We start from the raw sequence: 22,832 nt of genomic DNA, 5'->3' as shown, positions 1-22,832 counted from the left end.
TATGGCTTATAAAAATATTATTGTTACTGGTGGAGCAGGATTCATTGGATCTAACTTTGTTCACTACGTAGCTAACAATCATCCAGAAGTTCATATTACAGTATTAGATAAATTAACTTATGCTGGAAATAGAGAAAATCTTGCAGGATTGCCAGAAGGCCAAGTAGAGCTTGTGGTTGGTGATATTGCAGACGCACAATTAGTTGATAAACTAGTTAGCCAAGCTGATGCGGTTGTTCATTATGCTGCTGAAAGCCATAACGACAATTCTTTAAAAAATCCATTCCCATTTATTCAAACAAATATTATTGGAACTTACACTTTGATTGAAGCATGCCGTAAATATGAAGTGCGTTTCCACCATGTTTCAACAGACGAAGTGTATGGAGACCTCCCATTAAGAGAAGATCTACCAGGACATGGTGAAGGAGCTGGTGAGAAATTCACTCCAGAAACTCGCTACAATCCAAGTAGTCCATACTCATCTTCAAAAGCAAGTTCTGACCTACTAGTTAGAGCGTGGGTTAGATCATTTGGACTAGAAGCAACGATTTCTAATTGTTCAAATAACTATGGACCTTACCAACACATTGAAAAATTCATTCCTCGTCAAATCACTAATATTCTCAGTGGTATTCGACCAAAACTTTATGGTTCTGGTAAGAATGTTCGTGACTGGATTCACACTAATGACCATTCAAGCGCTGTTTGGACCATCCTTAACAAAGGTAAGATTGGCGAAACTTATTTAATAGGTGCTGATGGTGAAAAGAATAATAAAGATGTTTTAGAGTTAATCTTAGAACAAATGGGTCAACCAAGTGATGCATATGATGTTGTTAAAGATCGACCTGGACACGATTTACGTTATGCCATTGATTCAACTAAATTACGTGAAGAATTGGGTTGGAAGCCAGAATTCACTAATTTTGAAGATGGCATGAAAGATACAATAGCTTGGTATACTGCTCATGAAGACTGGTGGAAGAGTGAAAAAGAAGCCGTTGAGAATAACTACAAGCAAAACGGGCAATAAAAAAGATAAAGCAATGCAATTAATTGCATTGCTTTTATGTATTTATATTAGGAATGTGAGGAATCACTTTTGATCTTCAATTATCTATACAATATGATTTATCAAGTGTTTGTATTATTAATACCACTTGTAACAATTCCATACATTTCAAGAACTGTAGGTCCTACAGGCGTGGGAATTAATACTTTTACATACTCAATAACTCAATATTTTATATTGTTAGGAACTCTTGGTATTAATCTTTATGGAAATCGAGAAATAGCTTATAAACGTGGTGATAAGAAAAAAGTCAGCAAGGCCTTTTGGGAAATAGAGTATTTACTCATATTATCTGTAACAGTTGCCACAATTGCTTTTTTGATATTTGTATCATTCTCTAAAGAATATCAATTGTATTATTTAGCTCAGGGTATCTCAGTTCTAGCTGTCATGTTTGACATCTCTTGGTTTTTTATGGGGATGGAAAATTTCAAAGTGACAGTGACACGAAATATATTGGTAAAAACAATTTCATTGGTTTGTATTTTTACATTTGTCAAAACAAAAAATGATTTATTAATTTATATTCTAATTAATTCCTTATCAGTAATAATTGGGAATATTACATTGTGGCCGTATTTACGTAAACAAGTTATGATGGTTCCTTTTAAAGAATTAAATCCCTTAAGACATTTATCTCCGTCAATAGCATTGTTTATTCCCCAAGCTGCTATAAACGTTTATGCATTGCTGAATAAACCGATGTTGAAAATTTTTGGTTCAGTTGAGAGTGCAGGTTTTTTTGACAGTTCAGATAAAATTATTAAATTATTAATAGCTTTGCTAACAGCGCTAGCAACTGTTGTTATGCCCCGCGTTGCAAATAGTTTTATTAAAGGAGATCGAGAACAGATTAATCGGTTGCTTACAAAAAGTTTTGACTATATTTCCTTTATAGCATTACCTTTAATGTTTGGGATTGCTGCAGTATCACAAGAATTCTCTGTTTTATTTTTTGGAAAGGAATTTTCAGCTGTAGGTGGTATATTATTTGTTGAATCATTAGTAATTCCAATAATTGCTTGGGCTAGCATAACCGGGAATCAGTATCTATTGCCTACTAATCATACTAGAGAATACACATATTCAGTTGTTGCGGGTGGGATTTTTAATCTTATTTTAAACATACCACTAATAATTTATTTAGGACCTATTGGAGCGGCGATTTCTACTATAATTGCTGAACTAGTTGTAACTGCAATTCAACTCTATTATGTAAATAAAGATTTTTCAGTGATAAAATTATTTAACGGAGTACATCGATATTTGATTGCTGGAGCAATCATGTTTGTAATAGTATTTACTTTAAGTAATAAGATATCGTTTTCGATAGTACATCTTATAATTGAAATAGGAATAGGATTTATAGTTTATTTTGGAATATTAGTATTGTTTAAAGCTCCAATATTATTAGAAATGATTCAGCGAGCAAAAAAGATTGTCATTAGACATTAGATAGGAAATTTAGTATGAGTCCTAAAGTTAGCATCATTTTGTTAAATTATAATAATGCAGAAGATACAATTAATTGTCTGGTAGAGTTACGTAAGATTACATATGATAATTACCAAATAATCATAGTTGATAATAATTCCACAGATAATTCGTTATCAAAAATTGAATCCAATGTAATCGATAATGAAGTGGTTTTGAAATCAACAATTAATGGCGGATATGCTTTTGGAAATAATATAGGCATTCGTTTTGGTATGGAAAATAATAGTGATTATTTTTGCATTTTAAACAATGATGTAAAAGTTGCTACTACTTTTTTAGATGAGTTAATTGCTATTATGGAAAATAACAACGAAGTCGGAATTGCAGGCCCCAAAATATGTGACTTTGATCAGCCAGATGTTATTCAATCTGCTGGGTCTATTGTTAATATGAATTTTGGACGCGCAACGGAATTATATAAAGGTAAAAATTCCGAGATTCTTTCTGATAAGGTGATTAATTGTGACTATGTTGGCGGCGCATGTATGGTAGTTAAAAAAAGTGTAATCGCAAAGATAGGACTTATTCCTGAAGACTATTTTCTTTTCTATGAAGAAAACGAATGGTGTCAAAAGGCTAAAAAAAATGGGTTTCGAATTGTTAGTGTTGGTAATTCAACTGTGTGGCACAAAGGCTCACATACAATCAATAAAATATCTGGATTATCAGAGTATTTTATGTATCGCAACTTAGTTATTTTTATAAAAAATAATGGCACAATTGTTAATAATGTTATTTTTAATTTGTATTTCGTTGCCTTCTGTTTTAAATCGCTTTTAACAAAAAAGAATGGTAGTAGGTTCTTTAAATACTACATAGATGGAATAACCGGGCATAACCAGTATGAATATTTAAAAAAATAAAATTTTGGAGGTAAGATAATGACAGATGTATCAATAATAATACCTGTTTACAATAGTGAAAAAACTATTGCTAGAGCAATTGACTCGTGTCAGAATCAAACTTTTAAAAATATTGAGATAATTGTAGTGGATAACTTATCGACTGATAATACTAATGAGCTTGTAAAAGAAATGGCTAAAAAGGATTCTCGAATTAAATTAATATCGCTCAATAAAAAAGGCCGTAGCTTAGCACGAAATGCTGGAATGGATCAAGCAAATGGAAAATACATACAATTTTTAGATGCAGATGATACTTTAGAAAAAAATAAGATTGAATATTCAGTGATAGCTTTGAAATCTTATCCAACAATGCAAGCTTACGGAATGGCAGTTGCATACGTCAAGAATAATAGTCAAAAGGTAGTAGTTCCTAAATTAACATATTCGAACGAATTATTAACTCATAATATATTTCCAATAAACACTTTTGTATTTAGAAAAACTAAGATTCGATTTGACGAACAATTAGATTATGACGAAGATTGGTTGTTTTGGGTGGATTTATTTGAGGAAAACTCAACTTGGCAAATAAGTTCTGAAATTGGATGTCAAGTATATGTTACTGGTGAAAACACAATGAGTGATATTCCTAAAATGATATATTATGAAGTTTTAGTTAGAAGTATCATTAAGAGAAAATATCCGAAATGGTCAATTGCAACTATTAAGAGCGATTTTAAGAAAGTAATAATGGTTGACTTGCTAGAGCAAAGAAATGATATCTCCCCCAAAGATGCTATAGTGATATATAATCAATTTAGGTTACAAAGATTAATTTCAAAACTATTGATGATTATTCCTCCGATAAGAAAAAAAATTAAGTATAAATTTAACAATATTTTAGAAAAATCATTTTATTAAAATAAAAGTAAATAGGAGATAAATAATGAAGATACTAATTACTGGTGCAAATGGGCAACTTGGAACAGAGTTAAGATATTTATTGGACCAAAATAATATGGAATATACAGGAACTGATGCTAAAGAATTAGATATCACTGATGCTTCATCAGTAGACAGTTATTTTTCTTTGAATAAACCTGAATTAGTACTTCATTGTGCAGCATATACAGCTGTTGACGCTGCAGAAGAAGAACCGGGCAAGACGATTAATCATAAAGTTAATGTTGATGGAACAAAAAACATTGCTGAAGCGGCAGAAAAAATTGGTGCAACTTTAGTTTATGTAAGTACAGATTATGTTTTTGATGGAACTAATCTGGATATGTATAAAGAAGATGCAATTACTAATCCTAAAAACGAATATGGTATTGCTAAGGCTGCTGGTGAAGAAGCAGTTGCAAGTATTATGAGCAAATACTATATTATGAGAACTTCATGGGTATTTGGTGAGTATGGTAAGAATTTTGTTTACACAATGCTAAATCTTTCAAAGACTCATGACAAATTAACTGTAGTGGATGATCAAGTAGGACGCCCAACTTGGACAAAAACTCTTGCTGAATTCATTTTATATGCTATTCAAAATGATATTGAATATGGATTGTATAATCTATCTAATGAAGGACAATGTTCTTGGTATGAATTTGCTTCTGAAATTCTAAAAGACACTAAAACAACCGTTTCTCCAGTAACTTCAGATGAATACCCACAAAAAGCTTATCGTCCTAAGCATTCAGTTATGGATTTAAGTAAAGCTGAAGCAACTGGTTTTGAGATTCCTACATGGCAAGAAGCTTTACACGAATTTGTTAAAAATATTTAAAAGGTGGATATATGACACAGCCTACAGTAACAGTAAGTATCGTCACTTTTAATAGTAAATATATTTTTAAGACTTTAGATAGTTTTATTTCTGATGTTATAGATAATTTTCCAGTGAAAATTATAGTGCATGATAACGGATCAGATGAAAAATACTTACAACGTCTTAATGAATACAAGTCTGAAGCCATTCAAGTAGTTGAATCTACAGAAAATCTAGGATTTGGTCATGGACATAATCAAACTTTGGCTGATGTTGATACTGATTACTTTTTAATTTGCAATCCAGATATTATTATTTCGCGAAATGCTTTTGAAAAAATGTATAACTATCTTGGTGAGTCAGATGAAAATGTGGCTATGCTTACGCCAAAAATTGTTGGACCTAATGGTGAAGTTCAATATTTAATTCGTAAGAAGTTAGATATTTTTGATTATATGTTAAGATTCATACCTTTTGGATTTGTAAAAAAGATGTTTAGTAAACGACTTGCTGCATATGAATGCCGTGACTTAGATGATAGCCGTCAGATAATTAAATATGGATCTGGTGCTTTCATGTTCACTAGAACAGATGTTATCAAACAAATTAAAGGCTTTGATGAACGATTCTTCATGTATTTTGAAGACAATGATTTGTGTGACAAAATAAATCATAATGGAAATACTATCATGTATATTCCCGATGCTGTAGTAACGCATTTTTATGGTAAAGAGTCACATAGAAGTTTTCGTGGATTTAAAATATTTATGAAATCAATGGGACAATATTTTAACAAATGGGGCTGGCGCTTTTTCTAAGACGCCAACCCTTTTTTGTTGTGATATAATTTTTATATTGACATAACTAAAGGGGAAAAGATAACAATGAAAGCTGATCAGACAAGACAGGCTTTTGGTAACGATTTTTACGCACTACATACTGACTATTATCAAATCAATATGATGTATACTTACTGGAAAAAAGGTATTCATAATAAAAGGGCTGTTTTCGAAGCATTTTTTAGAACAATCCCATTTGAAAATGGCTATGCTGTTTTTGCAGGTCTTGAGCATATTGTTGATTATTTAAAAAATGTTGAATTCACAAATGAAGATATTGAGTATCTTCGTGAATATGGAGAATTCGACGATGGTTTTTTAAATTGGCTTAAAAACTTTAAATTCAATGGAACTCTTAGATCAGCTTATGAAGGTGATTTGGTATTTAATGAAGAGCCAATTCTTCAAATTGAGAGTAGTTTAGCTGAAGCTCAATTGGTCGAAACCGCGATTTTGAATATTATTAATTTTCAAACATTAATAGCAACAAAAGCAGCTCGTGTGCGCAATGTCTGTGGTGATGATCCTATACTTGAATTCGGAACTCGTAGAGCACAAGAATTTGATGCGGCATTGTGGGGAGCTCGTGCGGCTTATATTGGTGGTTTTGATGCGACAGCTAATGTACGCGCAGGACGTTTGTTTGGAATTCCAATTAGTGGAACTCATGCACACTCTTTAGTTCAAACATACAAGAATGACTACGATGCATTTACTGCTTATGCACAAACACATAAGAATGTTGTTTTCTTAGTTGATACTTATGACACGCTTAAAAGTGGTGTGCCATCAGCTATTCGTGTCGCTAAAGAAATGGGCGATAAAATCAATTTCTTAGGTGTAAGAATTGATTCTGGAGATATGGCTTATATTTCAAAACGAGTGCGCAAACAATTAGATGAGGCTGGTTTCACTGAAGCAAAAATCTATGCATCAAATGATTTAGATGAAAAAACAATCCAAAACTTAAAAATGCAAGGTGCAAAAATTGATGTCTGGGGCATTGGTACTAAGGTAATTACGGCATACGATCAACCAGCTTTAGGAGCTGTTTATAAGTTGGTTTCAATTGAAAATGACAATGGTCAAATGGAAGACACCATTAAACTTTCTAGCAATGCTGAAAAAGTTACTACACCTGGCAAGAAACAAGTTTGGCGTATAACTAATGATGACAAAAATGGTAAGTCTGAAGGTGACTATGTGACACTAGCAGATGATGATCCAACAAAAATTGATGAGCTTTACATGTTCCATCCTAAGTACACATATATAAACAAAACTGTGAAGAATTTTACGGCAACACCATTATTAAAGGATATCTTTGTCAAAGGTGAATTAGTTTATGATTTACCAAGCGCTCAAGATATCAAAAAAAATGCTGATCAAAATTTAGATTCGTTATGGGAAGAATATAAGAGAAACCTTAACCCTCAAATATATCCGGTAGATTTATCTCAAGAATTATATGATCACAAGATGAACTATATTGAACAAGTACGCAAATATGTTGAGAATTTACATTACGGAGATTAATTATGCGTGAGTTACAAAAGCAGATTATTGAATTTGAACACACCTTGCCTGAAATCGATCCACAAGCAGAAATTAGACGTTCAATAGACTTCATAAAAAAATATTTAAAGAACCGTCCGTTTCTAAAAACATTAGTACTCGGTATTTCAGGTGGCCAAGATTCAACATTAGCAGGGAAGCTCTCTCAAATGGCGATTGATGAACTTCGTGAAGAAACAGGAAATGATGAGTATTGTTTTATTGCGGTGCGTCTTCCATATGGGAAGCAAGCTGACGAGACAGATGCTATGGAAGCAATTAACTGGATGAAAGCCGATAAGATTTTAAAAGTTAATATTCAAAATTCTGTTGATGAATTGGTACAGGCAATTGAAGTTAATGATCAAAAAATCACTGATTTTAATAAAGGTAATATTAAAGCTCGAATAAGAATGACTGTCCAATTCGGTATTGCTGGTGATAATCAAGGAATTGTAGTTGGCACTGATCATTCAGCTGAAAATATTACTGGTTTCTATACTAAATATGGTGATGGAGCTGCTGATATCACACCGCTATTTAGATTGAACAAACGACAAGGACGTCAAATGTTACGTCAGTTAGATGCACCAACTCACTTATATGAAAAGACACCAACTGCTGACTTAGAAGAGAATCGACCTTCTCTTCCTGATGAAGTTGCTCTAGGTGTAACTTATGATGAAATTGATGATTATTTAGAAGGTAGAACAATATCAGATAAGTCTGCTGAAGTAATTGAGAATTGGTTCAAAAAAACAGAGCATAAAAGAAGTCTTCCTTATACAGTGTTTGATAATATATGATATAATTATTTTGTAAGGGAGTAACAGGCCTTAGTTGCTACAAACTCGTCAACAAGAATGAATCTGGGTTTGTATTAAATTGTGAGACTTACACACTTTGTTTGGTGTGTAAGTCTCTTTTTTTATGAAGGATTCAGCAAAATGGAGGGAATAAATGAAAAAGAATTATTATAATTTAACGGAGACGGAAGCTTTTGATCAGGTGAAAACTGATATTCAAGGTTTAACGCCTAAAGAAGCTAGCGAACGTTTAGAAAAATATGGACATAATGAACTACAAGAAAAAAAGAAAACAACATTAATTGAAAAATTCATTAATCAATTTAAAGATTTTATGATTCTTATTTTGATTGTCGCAGCTTTTGTTTCGGGTGCCTTATTAGGTGAATGGACAGATGCGGTAATTATTTTCATGGTTGTTATTTTAAATGCGGTAATGGGGATTGTGCAGGAGTCAAAAGCTGAGGATGCAATTAACGCCTTACAAGAGATGTCTTCACCACAAGCCACTGTTATTCGTGATGGTAAGAATGTCAGAGTACCTAGTACACAATTAGTTGTGGGAGATATTGTCGCTCTTGAGGCTGGGGATGTTGTACCTGCTGACTTACGCTTATTTAACAGTCAGTCACTTAAAATAGAAGAATCAAGTTTAACAGGTGAATCTGTTCCTGTTGAAAAATTTGATGATGTATTAGAAGGTGAGATTTCTTTAGGTGATCGCACTAACATGGCGTTTATGAATACTAATGTTACATACGGTCGTGGTAGCGGAGTGGTAATTGCTACTGGAATGGATACTGAAGTTGGTCAAATTGCAGGGATGTTGAATCAATCAACTGAAACAAGTACACCTTTACAAGATAACTTGAAGTCACTAGGTAAAATTATTACTGTTTTGATTTTAATAATTGCAGCGATAATTTTTGTAGTTGGGCTATTAAATAATCCAGATAACTTACCTATCATGCAACGAGTTAGTGAAATGTTGTTAACAGCAATTTCATTAGCCGTAGCTGCTATTCCGGAAGGATTACCAGCGATTGTTACTGTTATCTTGGCAATTGGAACGCAAAAAATGGCGAAACATAAGGCCTTGATTAGAAAACTTCCAGCTGTTGAAACACTTGGAAGTACTGATATTATTGCTTCTGATAAGACCGGGACATTAACACTTAATCAAATGACAGTTGAAAAGTTCTATGACAATCTTCAACTATCAAATAAAGATGTAACAGTGGATACAGATAATAAGTTATTGCAAATCATGATGATGGCTAATGATACCAAAGAATCTAATGGTGAATTATTAGGTGATCCAACAGAAACAGCCTTAATACAATTCGCATTGGATAAAGGGATTGATGTACAAAAATTCTTAACAGAACATCAACGTGTTCAAGAAGTTCCGTTTGACTCTGAACGTAAATTAATGAGTACTATCAATAAAGTTTCCGATAAGTATATGATTGCGGTAAAGGGTGCCCCTGATCAACTCTTGAAGAGAGTTACTAAGATTCAAGAAAACGGTGCAATTAGAGAATTCACTGATCAAGATAGAAAAAATATCTTAGAACAAAACACAAAATTAGCTGAACAAGCTATGCGAGTTTTGGCATTTGCATATCAAGAAACACCAGACACTTTCAAAGATGTAAATAGTGAAAATGTTGAAAATGATTTGATATTTGTTGGATTAGTAGGAATGATAGATCCCGAAAGACCAGAAGCAAAAGCTGCTGTTAAAGAAGCTAAGTCTGCGGGAATTCGTCCAATCATGATTACAGGTGATCATCCGATTACGGCAACAGCTATTTCACAACGTTTGAATATTATTGATAGTAGTTCGACAGATGCTGTGTTAACTGGTGAAGAACTTGATCAAATGGATGAAGATACTTTTGATAATAATGTCGACAAGTATTCAGTCTATGCACGTGTAGCGCCAGAGCATAAAGTACGAATTGTAAAAGCTTGGCAGAAGAAGAACAAAGTTGTTGCCATGACTGGTGATGGGGTAAATGATGCGCCAGCATTGAAATCGGCAGATATTGGAATTGGAATGGGAATAACTGGTACTGAAGTTTCTAAAGGTGCCAGTGATATGGTATTGGCTGATGACAACTTTGCAACGATTGTACATGCGGTTAAAGAAGGTCGTAAGGTCTTTAGTAATATCCAAAAATCTATTCAGTATCTTCTATCAGCTAACTTAGGTGAAGTACTTACATTATTCATGATGACACTTTTAAGTTGGGATATATTAAAACCAGTTCAATTACTATGGATCAACTTAGTAACTGATACTTTACCAGCTATTGCTTTGGGAGTAGAACCAGTTGAAAAGGGAATAATGAATGAAAAACCACGTGGTCGAAATTCAAACTTCTTCTCAAATGGTGTAGGTAGTTCCATTATGTATCAAGGTGTTCTAGAAGGAATCATAACTTTAGGTGTATACTTCATTGGTATTTCAATGCCAGTTCATTCTGGATATGCTATGATTCACGCTGATGCTTTGACAATGGCTTATGCTACATTAGGATTAATCCAACTATTCCAAGCATTTAATGTTAAATCAATTCACAATTCATTATTTAGTAGTAATCCATTTACTAATCGTGCATTTAACTGGGCAATTGTAATATCAGTGATTTCTTTAGCTGTTACAATAATGGTTCCAGGATTGAATGGTATTTTCCACGTAACTGCATTAAACTATACTCAATGGTTAACAGTTCTTGCAGGTGGAATGCTTATGATTCTTATCGTTGAACTAGTTAAACTAATTCAAAGAAAGAGAGCTTAATAATGAATCCAGCACAAAAAAAAGCTATTCAATACGCTAATACAGTAAATGATGCAGTTCAAAATACACAAGAAGTGCAAGAAAAAATGCACCCACAATTTGAAGTAATCAAAAAAGCAATTGATGAAAATACTCTTAAAGATATGCTATCTTCAAAATATTTAGAAATCCAAGGTGATTTTCAGCAAGGAACAGATGAATACAAGAAGATTGCAAAAGTTATGCATGAAGCAAAAGCCCCAGCTCGTTTAATGGGAACACATCATAACTTGGCAAATGTTTATGATGAATACGCACAATCATGTCAAGACATGGTTGATAGTATGAAGGATAATAGGGATGTTGATATTGAGGCTTTTACAATAGCTGAAAAGAAACAAGAAGAAGCTACTGATAAAATCTCGAAGTATATTACAAAAATATTCCAAGGATAAAATGACAGATAACGAGTTAACACAACTAGTTCAAAGAATTTCAAAAAATTCTTTTGGGAAAGAATTTAATAATATAGCTAAATTCAATAATCGATTACGTTCTACTGGTGGTAGATTTCATTTAAAAGATGGACATATTGATATCAATCCTAAAGTTCTTGAAAGATATGATGAGAAAACTTTAGAAGGTATTATCAAACATGAATTAGTTCATTATCATTTGTATTACTCTGGAGGCAAGCATTATCACAGTTCGCCAGCTTTTAAAGCTTTGTTAAAACAAGTGGGCGGATCACGCTATGCTCCGGAATTAACACCAAAGAAACGTAAGACGTATAAAATTTATCAATGTAAAAAATGTGGTTTAGAATACAAGCGCATTAAAAAAATCAATACTTGGCGTTTTGTTTGTGGAAAGTGCCGCGGAAGATTGGTGTTTATAAAAGAAAGCATTGAATAAAGCAGTATCGGTATGCTAGAATTTTTCTAGCATACAATGCGGGTATGGCGGAACTGGCAGACGCGCAAGACTAAGGATCTTGTGGAGAATTTTCTCCGTGGAAGTTCGAATCTTCTTACCCGCATATAGATAAAAATAAAAGTACAAACCTTGATTTAATAAGGTTTGTACTTTTTTGTTTGCCATTTTGTTTGCCATATACATGAACTGACATAAATCATAGATAATTATATAGCGTATAAACAAAGGAGAATGATTATCATGAAGACAGTATCGTATTGTAGAACTTCAACAAACCGACAGGATTTAGGATTAGATGTACAGATTAAAGCAATGGAAAATTATAATCCTCAAATAATATTCAAAGAACAGGTAAGCGGTAGAAAAGAAGAACGCGAAGAACTGATTAAAGCATTGTCTGTTTTGGAAAAAGGGGATACGTTATTAATCTATAAACTAGATAGACTATCTAGAAGTACAAAGCAGCTAGTAAATTTAATGGCTGAATTAAATGATGAAGGAGTTCATTTAGTTTCAATAAGTGATGGTATTGATACATCAACGGCTAATGGTCGATTTCTATTTACTATTATGAGCGCGATGAGTCAATTAGAAGCAGAATTAATTAGTCAACGGACTAAAGAAGCACTTGCAGTAACTGATAAAAAACTAGGAAGACCAGCAATTAAAGAAAAGAAAACACAAAAAATACTTGATGAGTATCAAAATTCTAATTTAATGGTAAAAGATATAGCTGAAAAAGAAGGAGTGAGTACTAGTTTTATTTATAAATTGGCTAAGAAACATGGGTGCACCAGGCGGTAAATAAAAAAATCTTGTATATAAAACTTATCATGGTAAAATTAATTTGTATTAATAATAGATGTATTAAACGAACGTTTTTTACAGTTCAATAAATAAAAAAATAATAATTAGTAAAACGTCTGGTGTTAAGCAGTTCATAAAAACTGTTTAGCACTTTTTTTGTACCCAAATTCCCGTTGTAAAAAACGTTCGTTTAATCGTCATGTAAAAACAAACTTTTAATGGAATCTTGGGAGGATTTTATAGTGTACAAAACACGAAAAGAATTAAGAAAATTAGCTAATATTCAAAGAAGAAATAACGTTGCTAAAAAAGCTGTTACTACAAGTGCTTTGGCGCTTGGAATGGGGCTTGGATTAACAGCTATTGGTTCAAACAAGGTAGATGCTGCAACATGGACAGCAAACTCTGTTGAATCAATTCAAACGGCATTGAAAACTAGTGGAACTACACCTTATACAATTAAGTGGGGTGATACACTTTCAACAATTACTGAAGCTGCCAACAAGAACGGTATTGAAACTTCAGTTCAACGTCTAGCTGAAATCAATAAGATTTCTAATATAAACTTGATTTATGCTGGAAATAAATTATGGTTCAGCGGTCAAGGAAGTAACGGAACAGTTACTGTGACTGATAAAGATGGTAACAGTCATACGTATAACTTAGACCCAAACAAGCCACTAAACAATAACGGTGGTTCAAATTCTGGTTCATCAAATGGTAGCCATAATAATGGAAATGCTAATAACAATAACTCTGGCAACAATAATAACGGTTCAAATAATGGTAGCGATAATAACGGAAACAATAATGGTTCAGGAAGTGATAACGGTAGTGGTGAAACACCAACTAACCCAACTGATCCAACCACAGAAAAAGTTAAATACTCAATAGTATTTAAAAACAAAGAAACAGGTAAAGAAATACAATCAACAACTGGTGAAGATGAAGTTGGTTCAACAGTTGAATTCACAGCTAAAAATGAAATTATTGTTGATGGTAAGAAATATACATTATCCGACCCATCAAAAACTGAATATTCAATTAAGTTAGATAAAGATGCAACAAAGAACGTTATTGAGGTTGAATATAGCGAAGATACAACAGCACCAATCGAAAAGACTTCAGTAACAATTAACGCAGTTGATGAAGATAGTAAAACAATCAAGACTGACACAATTGATAACCTAAATGTTGGTGATGATTATACTGCACAAGCTCCAACAATTGACGGCTACAAGTTGAATGATGATTCAGCAAAAACAATTACTCTTGCAAAAGATAACAACACAATTACATTCAAGTACATTAAAGATTCAACTCCAGTTGAGAAAACATCAGTAACAATCAACTCTGTTGATGAAAATGGTAAAACAATCAAAACAGATACAGTTGATAACTTGAATGTTGGTGATGAATACACTGCAAGTGCACCAACAATCGATGGTTACAAATTGAATGATGATGCTACTAAGAAAATCACTTTAGCAAAAGACGGTAATACTATTACTTTTAAATTTGTTAAAGAAGAAGCTCCTGTAGAAAAAACATCTTACACAGTTTCATATCAAGATGAAGCAGGTAATAAACTTCAAGATGATAAAACTGTAAATGACCAAGTAGTTGGAACAACGGTTAAAGAAGACGCGCCTGCAATTGATGGATACACAATCAAAGGTGATGCTAGTCAATCACTAACATTACAAGCAACTGGTAACAAGATTGTGTTTACTTATGTTAAGAATGATGTGCCATCACAAGAAGCTACATTAATTGTTAAGCATGTAGATACAAGTGGTAATGAATTGCCTGACTTCCCAGAAACTACAACAAAAGGTAAAGCTGGCGATTCATATAGTGAAATTGCAAAATATGTATATGGCTTGCAAGCTGACTCTTATCAAAAATCAGGTAAATTAGTGGCTGGCGAAAACGTTGTTACATTTACTTATACTAAATCTGAACAACTTGTTGGAGCTCCCGTAGGAACTCCGGGATTATTAGATGTAAATGGCACATATAATGGTGTTAAAGGCTCAGATATTTTGAAAAACTATAACAATGGTCAAGATGATTGGACAGATGAATATGGGAATAACTGGCATAAAGGATATTTGTTATTTGATTCTATGGCAAATGCTAATGCCTTTGGAGATAAATATTTAACTGATAACAGCTTAAACTTTAATTCCTACTCAGGTTACGGTGTAACAGGAGTTTACGGACAAGACCATTCAGAAATTGCAGCATATGCATTGGAATGGAAGAACTTTGGACCTAATAAAGGATAAGTAAGAAAATAATTTGAGATGCAACAGCTAACAACTGTTGCTTTTTTTGAGGGAAATAATATGAGTATTTTTATTAGGAATATTTATAGATTCATCTATAAGTGGCAGCTGTATTATCAACGTAAGATTCAATTTCAAGAACACGTTATGGTTGCTAAAAGTACAAAATTCGAAGGTGGAAATTTCCTTGCCAAGAATACAATTATAAGTAACTCAAAACTAGGATACGGAACGTTTACAGGAAATAATAATTACATTGTTAATACAACAATTGGTCGCTTTACTTCGATTGGTAGTGACCTAAAGATAATTATTGGAAATCATCCCACAAATCAATTCGTTTCAACACATCCAGCTTTTTATTCACTGAGAAAGCAAGCGGGATTCACATATACAGATGAGCAATTATTTAATGACATTAAATACGTTTCAGATTCTAAATATTGCGTAGAAGTAGGTAGTGATGTTTGGATAGGCGCTGATGTAAAAATCTTAAATGGCGTGACCGTTGGTCATGGTGCAGTAATTGCTGCAGGAGCTACTGTAATTAAAGATGTACCTGATTATGCAATAGTTGGTGGAACGCCAGCAAAACTGATTAGATATCGTTTCACAGAAGAACAACGTGAAAAGTTAATACAAGATAAATGGTTTGATAAAGATATTAATTGGATTAAAAATCATGCACAAGAAATGACAGATGTAGAAATGTTTTTAGGAGTAAAAAATTAAGGTGTCAATTATTAACATATAATACTCAAATGTCTGAGAATATGTTGGCTCCTTGTTGATAATTTCATGCTAGATCAAATTGAGTGACAGGAAGGGTAGTTTTTGTTGGATAATACTTTAAAACACAAACAAAGTTTGTGCTTTTTTTGTTTTATAAAATGAAAAATTGGTTTATAGTTATTTATTGAAATCAAGTGAAAGTTAACCAATTTTAGAGTTGAAAAATCATTTTTTTTATAAAATTATAGTGTATTTCTAATAAGACATTTAAGAATTCTATTTCTATGCTTGAAAAGTGATAAAAAACTCAAAAATTGGTACGAACTTTTGTTGATAGTGGTTAAGTATCGTGTTAAATTGGTAGGGTACGATTATTACATCGACTAGATGTCGGAGGAACAATAATGAGAAAAACTAGAGTAATAAATAGTAATATTTCAAAAGCCATTTCAGATATGGGTCATTTTGACACATTAGCTATTGGTGATGCAGGTATGCCAGTTCCTAATGATACTGAAAAAATTGATATCGCTGTAGAAGCAGGATTACCAGGATTCATGCCAGTATTGGAAAATGTTTTGAGCGAACTTGAAGTTCAAAAAATTTACTTAGCTGAAGAGATGAAAACAGCTAACCCTGATCAACTACAAAGAGTTAAGGATTTAGTTGGAGATACTCCAATTGAATTCATTGCACATGAACAAATGAAAAAAGATTTAAGCAAGTCTCGTGCATTTGTTAGAACAGGTGAAGAAACACCATATTCAAATATTATTTTAGAAAGTGGCGTTGTATTTTAATCAACGAAAGGTAAATAGTTAATGACAAAAGTAGTAGTTCTAGGTTCAACTAACGTTGACACAATTTTAAATGTTTCAAGATTCCCACTACCCGGAGAAACAATGGCTATGAATGACCGCGCAACAGCTGGCGGTGGTAAAGGTGCTAACCAAGCTTTAGCAGCTGCCAGACTTGGAGCTGACACAAGCTTCATTAGTCGTGTTGGTTCAGAAGGTGCTGCTGAATTCATGTTGGATACTTTTAAAGAAGACGGTATGCACGTTGATCACATTACAACATCAACAACTGCCGGAACTGGTCAAGCATACATCCTTGTTGAAGAAGCTGGACAAAACAGTATCTTAATTTATGCTGGTGCAAATGCTGAAGTTGGCGAAAAAGATATTTTAGCTGCTGAAGATACAATCAAAGATGCAGATATCTTGATTGCTCAATTTGAAGTTCCAATCCCTGCAATTATCAAAGCTTTTGAAATTGCTACTGCAAACGGTGTTAAGACAATCCTTAACCCTGCTCCTGGTCGTGAAAGCATTCCTGCAGAGTTAATTAAATTAACAGACATCATTATTCCTAACGAAACAGAAGCACAAATCATTACTGGTGTTGAAGTTACAGACCGTGCTTCAATGGACGCTGCTGCTGCTAAATTAATGGAAATGGGCGTAAGCACAGTTCTAATTACTGTTGGTTCAGAAGGTTCATACTATAACACTGGTGAAAAATCTGGCTTCGTAAATGCCTTCAAAGTTGAAGCTAAAGATACAACTGCTGCTGGTGATACATTTATCGGTGCTTTCAGTAGCCAAATTAAACCTGACTTATCAAACATTGAAGATGCAATGCGTTTTGCTAACAAAGCATCATCACTTGCTGTTCAAAAATCAGGTGCACAAACATCAATCCCTTACGAAAAAGATATCAATCTATAAAAAGATTAATATCTTTTTTTATTTAATTAAATAAATATTTTTATGAAATCTTATTTTCAATTTTATAAATGAGAATAGCTACACACCAGTGTGAAAAACGGTTACATTTATATTGTTTATTTTTTTTTATAGTGCTAATATATTGTTGTAATCTGCGATGATTAGTGGTGAATGGTTTGTCAGATCGCTTTCCCCCATCAAAAATCATGGAACAAATTACAAACACTTATATTTCCCTCAGGAGGACGTTCTAACATGGAACATGGAACAGTTAAATGGTTTAACTCAGAAAAAGGTTACGGTTTTGTAACTCGTGAAGATGGTAGTGATGTATTCGTACATTACTCAGCAATTCAAGGTGAAGGATACAAAACCTTGGAAGAAGGACAAGCCGTAACATTTGATATCGAAGAAAGCGATCGCGGACCACAAGCCGTAAACGTAAATAAAGCATAATTTCTTTTGATATAATTTGAAAAAGCCTAGCTAATGTTAGGCTTTTTTGTTTTAATTTATTTAACGAAAAAAGAAGGTATTTTTATTTGGTCAAAAAGAAACGTAGAAAGTTTAAAAAACAGTCATATTCAACCATTTCTCTAGGAGTAATGTTATTTGTAGTGGCCTTAACAGCAATTTTTTTAGGAATTGTACAATACAAAAACCATCTAGATTCTATACCAACTCAAGAAGAAGTTGTTGAACAAGAGCGAAATGAATTTATTAGTACTATAGCGCCATACGCTGTTGAATTGAAAAAACAATATGGGATTTTACCTAGTATAACAATTGCGCAAGCCATCGTTGAAAGTGACTGGGGGAAAAGTTCTTTAGCAAGTAAGTATAATAATTATTTTGGGGTTAAAGGAGATAATCCAGCAAACACAAAAGTATTACAGACTAAGGAATTTGTTGATGGACAATGGATTACTGTTAATGGTAGATTCCGCGTTTATGCTAATTACAAGGAATCTATGGAAGACCATGCTAAGTTATTTGTTACTGGAACTTCTTGGGACTCAAAGCAGTATCAACATGTTTTGGCCGCTACCGATTATGTGGATGCTGCGTTTGCTTTACAAACAGATGGATATGCTACTGATCCTGGCTATACCAAAAAAATACTAAAAGTGATTAAACAGTATGATTTAGATAAATATGATAAATAATATTGACCTTAACGTTACGTCATAGTTTATATTGGTTTTCGTTAGGAGAAGATTAATGGATTATACGATTAAACAAGTTGCACAAATATCGGGTGTAAGCACACGTACATTACGATACTATGATGAAATAGGTTTACTTAAGCCGGCACGACTTAGTTCATCTGGTTATCGTATTTATGGTCAAGGTGAAATTGATTACTTACAGCAAGTGTTGTTTTATAAGTATCTTGGGTTTGATTTAAACAAGATTAAAAACATTTTGTCTGAAGAAAACTTTTCTAATATTACAGCGCTCAACCAACATTATCAAAAACTTCTGCAAGAACGTGAGCATATTGATCATCTCCTAACAACAATTGAACAAACATTGGAGTATTACAAAGGAGAACAAGAGATGACAAATGAACAAAAGTTTGAAAGTTTTAAAAAGCAACAAATTCAAAAAAATGAAGAACAATATGGTCAAGAATTAAGAACTAACTATGGAAATGAAGTAGTGGAGGCTTCAAATAAGAAATACGAATCACTTACTGAAACCGATATGCATGAAATGAAAGAAGTGGAAGAAGAACTATTCACAAACTTAAAAGAACTAACTAAATTAGGCAATGTTGAGAATGCAATAGGAAAAAGAGTTTATGAATTGCATAAAAAATGGTTGAACTTCACGTGGGCAAGTTATTCAACAGATGCGCACAAAGGCTTGGCAGATATGTATTTAGCAGACGAAAGGTTTGCTGACTATTACAATTTTGCTGTCGATAAAAAAGCGACTCAAATGCTTCATGATGCTATTTATTTGTATGCTTAATTTAAAAGAACCAGAATAAAATATTCTGGTTCTTTTTTATTTCATGATTTATTTATAAAGCAGTGATATTATTAACTATATCAATATAAAATGAGGTAATTGCCGTGAAAGAACTTGAAGAAAAGATCAAAAAAGATGGCCGCGTTTTAGGTGCTGATATTTTAAAAGTTGATAGTTTTTTAAACCATCAAATTGACCCAGTACTTATGAAAAAAATGGGTGAAGAATTTTATAATGAATTTAAGAATCAAAATGTTACCAAAATTATCACGGTAGAATCTTCAGGAATTGCTCCAGCAGTTATGGCTGGTTTGAGTTTTAATAAACCAGTTGTTTTTGCTAGAAAACACAAATCATTAACTTTGAAGGATGATTTGTACACAGCTGATGTATATTCGTTTACTAAGCAAACTAGTAACAAAATCAGCGTTTCAAAGAACTTCTTAGATAGCTCTGATAATGTATTGATTATTGATGATTTCTTAGCTAATGGGCAAGCTGTTAAAGGTTTGGCAGATATTGCTAAAGATGCTGGAGCCAATATTGTTGGTGCTGGTATAGTAATTGAAAAGTCTTTTCAAAAAGGACGTTCATTAGTTGATGAAATGGGAATTAAAGTTCTATCATTAGCAAGAATTAAAGAATTCAAAGATGGTCAAGTAGTATTTGAAGAGGATTAAGATGAGAAAATATTTAGAACCAGGTTCAATTATTGGGCTAATTGGTGGTGGATATGAATCGTATTTACTACTAACTCAAGCGCATAAGATGGGATTTAAGACACGACTAGCCGTTGTTGATCAAAATGACGAAGCAATTTTGGCGGCAGATGAATATGTTGTAGTTGATAATTTTAACTATGAGAATATCAAAAAAGTAGCCGAAATATCAGATATATTAATGTTTGAAACTTTGGAGCTAGATAATGATGATTTAGTAAGAATTGCTAATGAATTTCCGGTTATTCAAGGAACTGAATTAGTTAGTATGGCACAAGATAGATATTTAGAACGCACCTTTCTAGATGGAATTAATATTAATATAGTTCCATTTCAGATGGTTGTTTCAGAAGATGACTTACAAATTGGGATTAAAAATATTGGCTATCCGTGTGTGTTACGACCAATTCAAAAAGGTATTGATCGACAAGTAGTGCTTAATAGTGAAGGTGATATTGCTGAAGCAAAAGTAATTATTGGTCAAGGTGCCTATATTTTGGAAGCTAGTGTGGATGTAAAACAAGAGTTCACCATTATGGCAGCAAAACGCGCAAATGGAAAAATTCATGTCTTCCCAATGATTAATGACCAATATCAAAATGGAATTTTAAAAAGTGCATCAGTTTTCATTAAAAATGATCCACGTGTAGAAGAAGAAGTTCAACGTGTAGTTGCTAAAGTGGCTCAATCAATTAACTACATCGGAGTGTTTGGAATACAATTTATTATCTCTGACAACAAGAATTTGTATGTTAAACAAATAGTTCCAGGATTGGCTTATTCCGCTAATGTTTATGAATTAGCAACTGGTCGTTCTCAATTCGAATTACACTTAAGAGCTATTGCTAATTGGCCAATACCTGAGGTATTTCCGCTAACTAACACTAGTATTTTAAGGATAATGAAAGAACAAAAAGAAGAAGCTCTAGAATTATTGCAAGAAAAATCGCAGTGGAAATTCATGTTCCATAATGCTGACGATAGTTTTACTTATGAAGATGAAGTAGGCTATATTTTGTTGTCATCTTCTGAGGAAGATTTTTTGAGAAATAATATTAATAACACAAAAAGTTGGAAAATAGATTAAGACTAGGAGACTTCAATGTTAAGTAGATACGTTCGCAATGAAATGGGTAATATTTGGACTGATGAAAATAAATACCAAGCTTGGTTAGATGTTGAAATAGCAGCCACACAAGCTTGGAGCAAACTAGGAGAAGTTCCTAGTGATGATTTGAAGAAAATTCAAGAAAAAGCTAGTTTTAAAGTTGATCGTATTTTAGAAATTGAACAAGAAACAAAACATGACGTTGTTGCATTTACACGTGCGGTTTCAGAATCATTAGGTGAAGAACGTAAGTGGATTCATTTTGGCCTTACTTCAACTGATGTTGTAGATACAGCCTATGGTTACTTGATGAAGCAAGCTAATGATATTTTGAAAAAAGATTTAGAAGAGCTATTAGAAGTAATTAAGAATAAGGCTAACGAATATAAGTACACCGCAATGATGGGACGTACTCATGGTGTTCATGCTGAGCCAACAACTTTTGGTTTGGTGTTAGCAACTTGGTTCTCAGAAATGAAACGTAATATTGAAAGATTTGAACATGCTGCAGATGGTGTGCAAGCTGGTAAGATTAGTGGTGCCGTTGGTACATTTGCTAATACTCCTCCAGCAGTAGAAGCTTTTGTATGTGAAAAATTGGGAATTCGTGCTCAAGAAATATCAACTCAAGTCTTGCCTCGAGATTTGCATGCTGAATATATTCAAACAATGGCTCTTATTGCTAGTTCAATTGAACGCTTTGCTTTAGAAGTGCGCCATTTGCAAAGAACCGAAGTAAGAGAAGCAGAAGAATATTTCGCGGCTGGACAAAAAGGTTCTTCAGCTATGCCTCACAAACGTAATCCTATCGGTTCAGAAAACGTTACTGGATTAGCTCGTGTCATTAAAGGACATGCATTTACAGCTTTAGAAGATGTTCCTTTATGGCATGAACGTGATATTTCTCATAGTTCGGCTGAACGTGTCATTATTCCTGATACAACAGAATTATTGGATTATATTTTAGTTAGATTTACTAAAATAATTAAGAATTTGACCGTGTTCCCAGACAAAATGGAAGAAGATATTAATCTAACTAATGGATTGATTTATTCACAACGCGTTATGTTGAAATTAATTGAAAAAGGATACACAAGAGAAGCTGCTTATGACTTAGTTCAACCTAAGACAAAAACTGCTTGGGATGAGAAATTGAATTTCCAAGAATTGGTAAGAAGTGATCAAGAAATAACAGATAATCTAAGTAAATCAGAATTAGATGATGCATTCGATTACAAGTGGCATTTGAAACATGTTGATGAAATTTTCGAACGTGTTGGATTGTAGTTTGAAAAGAACAGTGAAAACTGTTCTTTTTTTGTTGAAAAAAGAACCCAGTTAAATAGTATCGAAGCTCTAA

21 protein-coding genes, 1 tRNA gene and 1 pseudogene are annotated in these 22,832 nt (G+C 33.0%); all 23 read left to right on the top strand.

Features of this window, described 5'->3' with window-relative positions; genetic code table 11:
- Position 1: 1 nt before the first annotated feature.
- The 23 genes and pseudogenes from rfbB to purB all read left to right on the top strand — a co-directional run bounded on the left by rfbB (position 2) and on the right by purB (position 22,759).
- Complete coding sequence (gene rfbB / locus RD055328_RS05610) at positions 2–1,036, top strand: dTDP-glucose 4,6-dehydratase (RefSeq protein WP_244087816.1); 1,035 nt, start codon at positions 2–4, stop codon at positions 1,034–1,036.
- A gap of 69 nt (positions 1,037–1,105) precedes the next feature.
- A complete protein-coding gene (locus RD055328_RS05605) occupies positions 1,106–2,530 on the top strand; it encodes an oligosaccharide flippase family protein (RefSeq protein ID WP_244087815.1) in 1,425 nt (474 codons plus the stop codon).
- A gap of 14 nt (positions 2,531–2,544) precedes the next feature.
- Positions 2,545–3,435 carry a glycosyltransferase family 2 protein gene (locus tag RD055328_RS05600; RefSeq protein ID WP_244087814.1) on the top strand — a complete coding sequence of 297 codons (891 nt, stop codon included), beginning with the start codon at positions 2,545–2,547 and terminating at the stop codon, positions 3,433–3,435.
- An 18-nt stretch (positions 3,436–3,453) separates the two neighbouring features.
- Complete coding sequence (locus RD055328_RS05595) at positions 3,454–4,338, top strand: glycosyltransferase family A protein (protein WP_244087813.1); 885 nt, start codon at positions 3,454–3,456, stop codon at positions 4,336–4,338.
- A gap of 25 nt (positions 4,339–4,363) precedes the next feature.
- Entirely contained in the window at positions 4,364–5,203 is an 840-nt protein-coding gene (gene rfbD, locus RD055328_RS05590) for a dTDP-4-dehydrorhamnose reductase (protein WP_244087812.1), read from the top strand.
- 11 nt (positions 5,204–5,214) lie between these two features.
- Complete coding sequence (locus RD055328_RS05585) at positions 5,215–6,003, top strand: glycosyltransferase family 2 protein (RefSeq protein ID WP_244087811.1); 789 nt, start codon at positions 5,215–5,217, stop codon at positions 6,001–6,003.
- Between the two features lie 66 nt (positions 6,004–6,069).
- Entirely contained in the window at positions 6,070–7,560 is a 1,491-nt protein-coding gene (locus RD055328_RS05580) for a nicotinate phosphoribosyltransferase (RefSeq protein ID WP_244087810.1), read from the top strand.
- A 2-nt stretch (positions 7,561–7,562) separates the two neighbouring features.
- Positions 7,563–8,384, top strand: coding sequence for an ammonia-dependent NAD(+) synthetase (nadE, locus tag RD055328_RS05575; protein ID WP_244087809.1), 822 nt, complete (start codon positions 7,563–7,565; stop codon positions 8,382–8,384).
- Positions 8,385–8,538: 154 nt separating this feature from the next.
- Positions 8,539–11,193, top strand: a complete 2,655-nt coding sequence (locus tag RD055328_RS05570; protein WP_244087808.1) for a calcium-translocating P-type ATPase, PMCA-type — start codon at positions 8,539–8,541, stop codon at positions 11,191–11,193.
- Between the two features lie 2 nt (positions 11,194–11,195).
- Positions 11,196–11,627: a hypothetical protein gene (locus tag RD055328_RS05565; RefSeq protein WP_244087807.1), complete on the top strand. Its 432-nt coding sequence runs from the start codon at positions 11,196–11,198 to the stop codon at positions 11,625–11,627.
- Between the two features lies 1 nt (position 11,628).
- Positions 11,629–12,087 (top strand): SprT family protein, encoded by a 459-nt coding sequence (locus RD055328_RS05560; protein ID WP_244087806.1) that lies wholly within the window; start codon positions 11,629–11,631, stop codon positions 12,085–12,087.
- A 38-nt stretch (positions 12,088–12,125) separates the two neighbouring features.
- A tRNA-Leu gene (locus RD055328_RS05555) sits at positions 12,126–12,211 on the top strand.
- Positions 12,212–12,348: 137 nt separating this feature from the next.
- Positions 12,349–12,912 (top strand): recombinase family protein, encoded by a 564-nt coding sequence (locus RD055328_RS05550; protein WP_375708066.1) that lies wholly within the window; start codon positions 12,349–12,351, stop codon positions 12,910–12,912.
- Between the two features lie 245 nt (positions 12,913–13,157).
- Complete coding sequence (locus RD055328_RS05545; RefSeq protein ID WP_244087805.1) at positions 13,158–15,206, top strand: MucBP domain-containing protein; 2,049 nt, start codon at positions 13,158–13,160, stop codon at positions 15,204–15,206.
- Between the two features lie 450 nt (positions 15,207–15,656).
- Positions 15,657–15,819: pseudogene (locus tag RD055328_RS07300) on the top strand (antibiotic acetyltransferase); the annotation flags it as partial.
- Positions 15,820–16,342: 523 nt separating this feature from the next.
- Positions 16,343–16,738: a D-ribose pyranase gene (rbsD, locus tag RD055328_RS05535; protein ID WP_244087803.1), complete on the top strand. Its 396-nt coding sequence runs from the start codon at positions 16,343–16,345 to the stop codon at positions 16,736–16,738.
- Positions 16,739–16,759: 21 nt separating this feature from the next.
- The gene (rbsK, locus tag RD055328_RS05530; RefSeq protein ID WP_244087802.1) at positions 16,760–17,668 is read left to right on the top strand and encodes a ribokinase; all 909 of its coding nucleotides are present in this window, start codon (positions 16,760–16,762) and stop codon (positions 17,666–17,668) included.
- A 255-nt stretch (positions 17,669–17,923) separates the two neighbouring features.
- The gene (locus RD055328_RS05525) at positions 17,924–18,124 is read left to right on the top strand and encodes a cold-shock protein (protein WP_244087801.1); all 201 of its coding nucleotides are present in this window, start codon (positions 17,924–17,926) and stop codon (positions 18,122–18,124) included.
- Positions 18,125–18,210: 86 nt separating this feature from the next.
- On the top strand, positions 18,211–18,834 hold the full coding sequence (locus RD055328_RS05520; RefSeq protein ID WP_244087800.1) for a glycoside hydrolase family 73 protein: 624 nt from the start codon (positions 18,211–18,213) through the stop codon (positions 18,832–18,834).
- A 55-nt stretch (positions 18,835–18,889) separates the two neighbouring features.
- The gene (locus tag RD055328_RS05515) at positions 18,890–19,645 is read left to right on the top strand and encodes a MerR family transcriptional regulator (RefSeq protein ID WP_244087799.1); all 756 of its coding nucleotides are present in this window, start codon (positions 18,890–18,892) and stop codon (positions 19,643–19,645) included.
- A gap of 104 nt (positions 19,646–19,749) precedes the next feature.
- The gene (locus RD055328_RS05510; RefSeq protein WP_244087798.1) at positions 19,750–20,325 is read left to right on the top strand and encodes a xanthine phosphoribosyltransferase; all 576 of its coding nucleotides are present in this window, start codon (positions 19,750–19,752) and stop codon (positions 20,323–20,325) included.
- 1 nt (position 20,326) lies between these two features.
- The gene (locus tag RD055328_RS05505; RefSeq protein ID WP_244087797.1) at positions 20,327–21,451 is read left to right on the top strand and encodes an ATP-grasp domain-containing protein; all 1,125 of its coding nucleotides are present in this window, start codon (positions 20,327–20,329) and stop codon (positions 21,449–21,451) included.
- Between the two features lie 15 nt (positions 21,452–21,466).
- The gene (gene purB / locus RD055328_RS05500) at positions 21,467–22,759 is read left to right on the top strand and encodes an adenylosuccinate lyase (protein ID WP_244087796.1); all 1,293 of its coding nucleotides are present in this window, start codon (positions 21,467–21,469) and stop codon (positions 22,757–22,759) included.
- Positions 22,760–22,832 lie beyond the last annotated feature (73 nt).

Origin of the sequence: Companilactobacillus sp. RD055328 (genome assembly GCF_022835675.1) — a bacterium.
Taxonomy (GTDB): domain Bacteria; phylum Bacillota; class Bacilli; order Lactobacillales; family Lactobacillaceae; genus BQUT01.
Note: the sequence above shows the minus strand (reverse complement) of the source record. Positions and strands in the feature narration are given on the sequence as shown.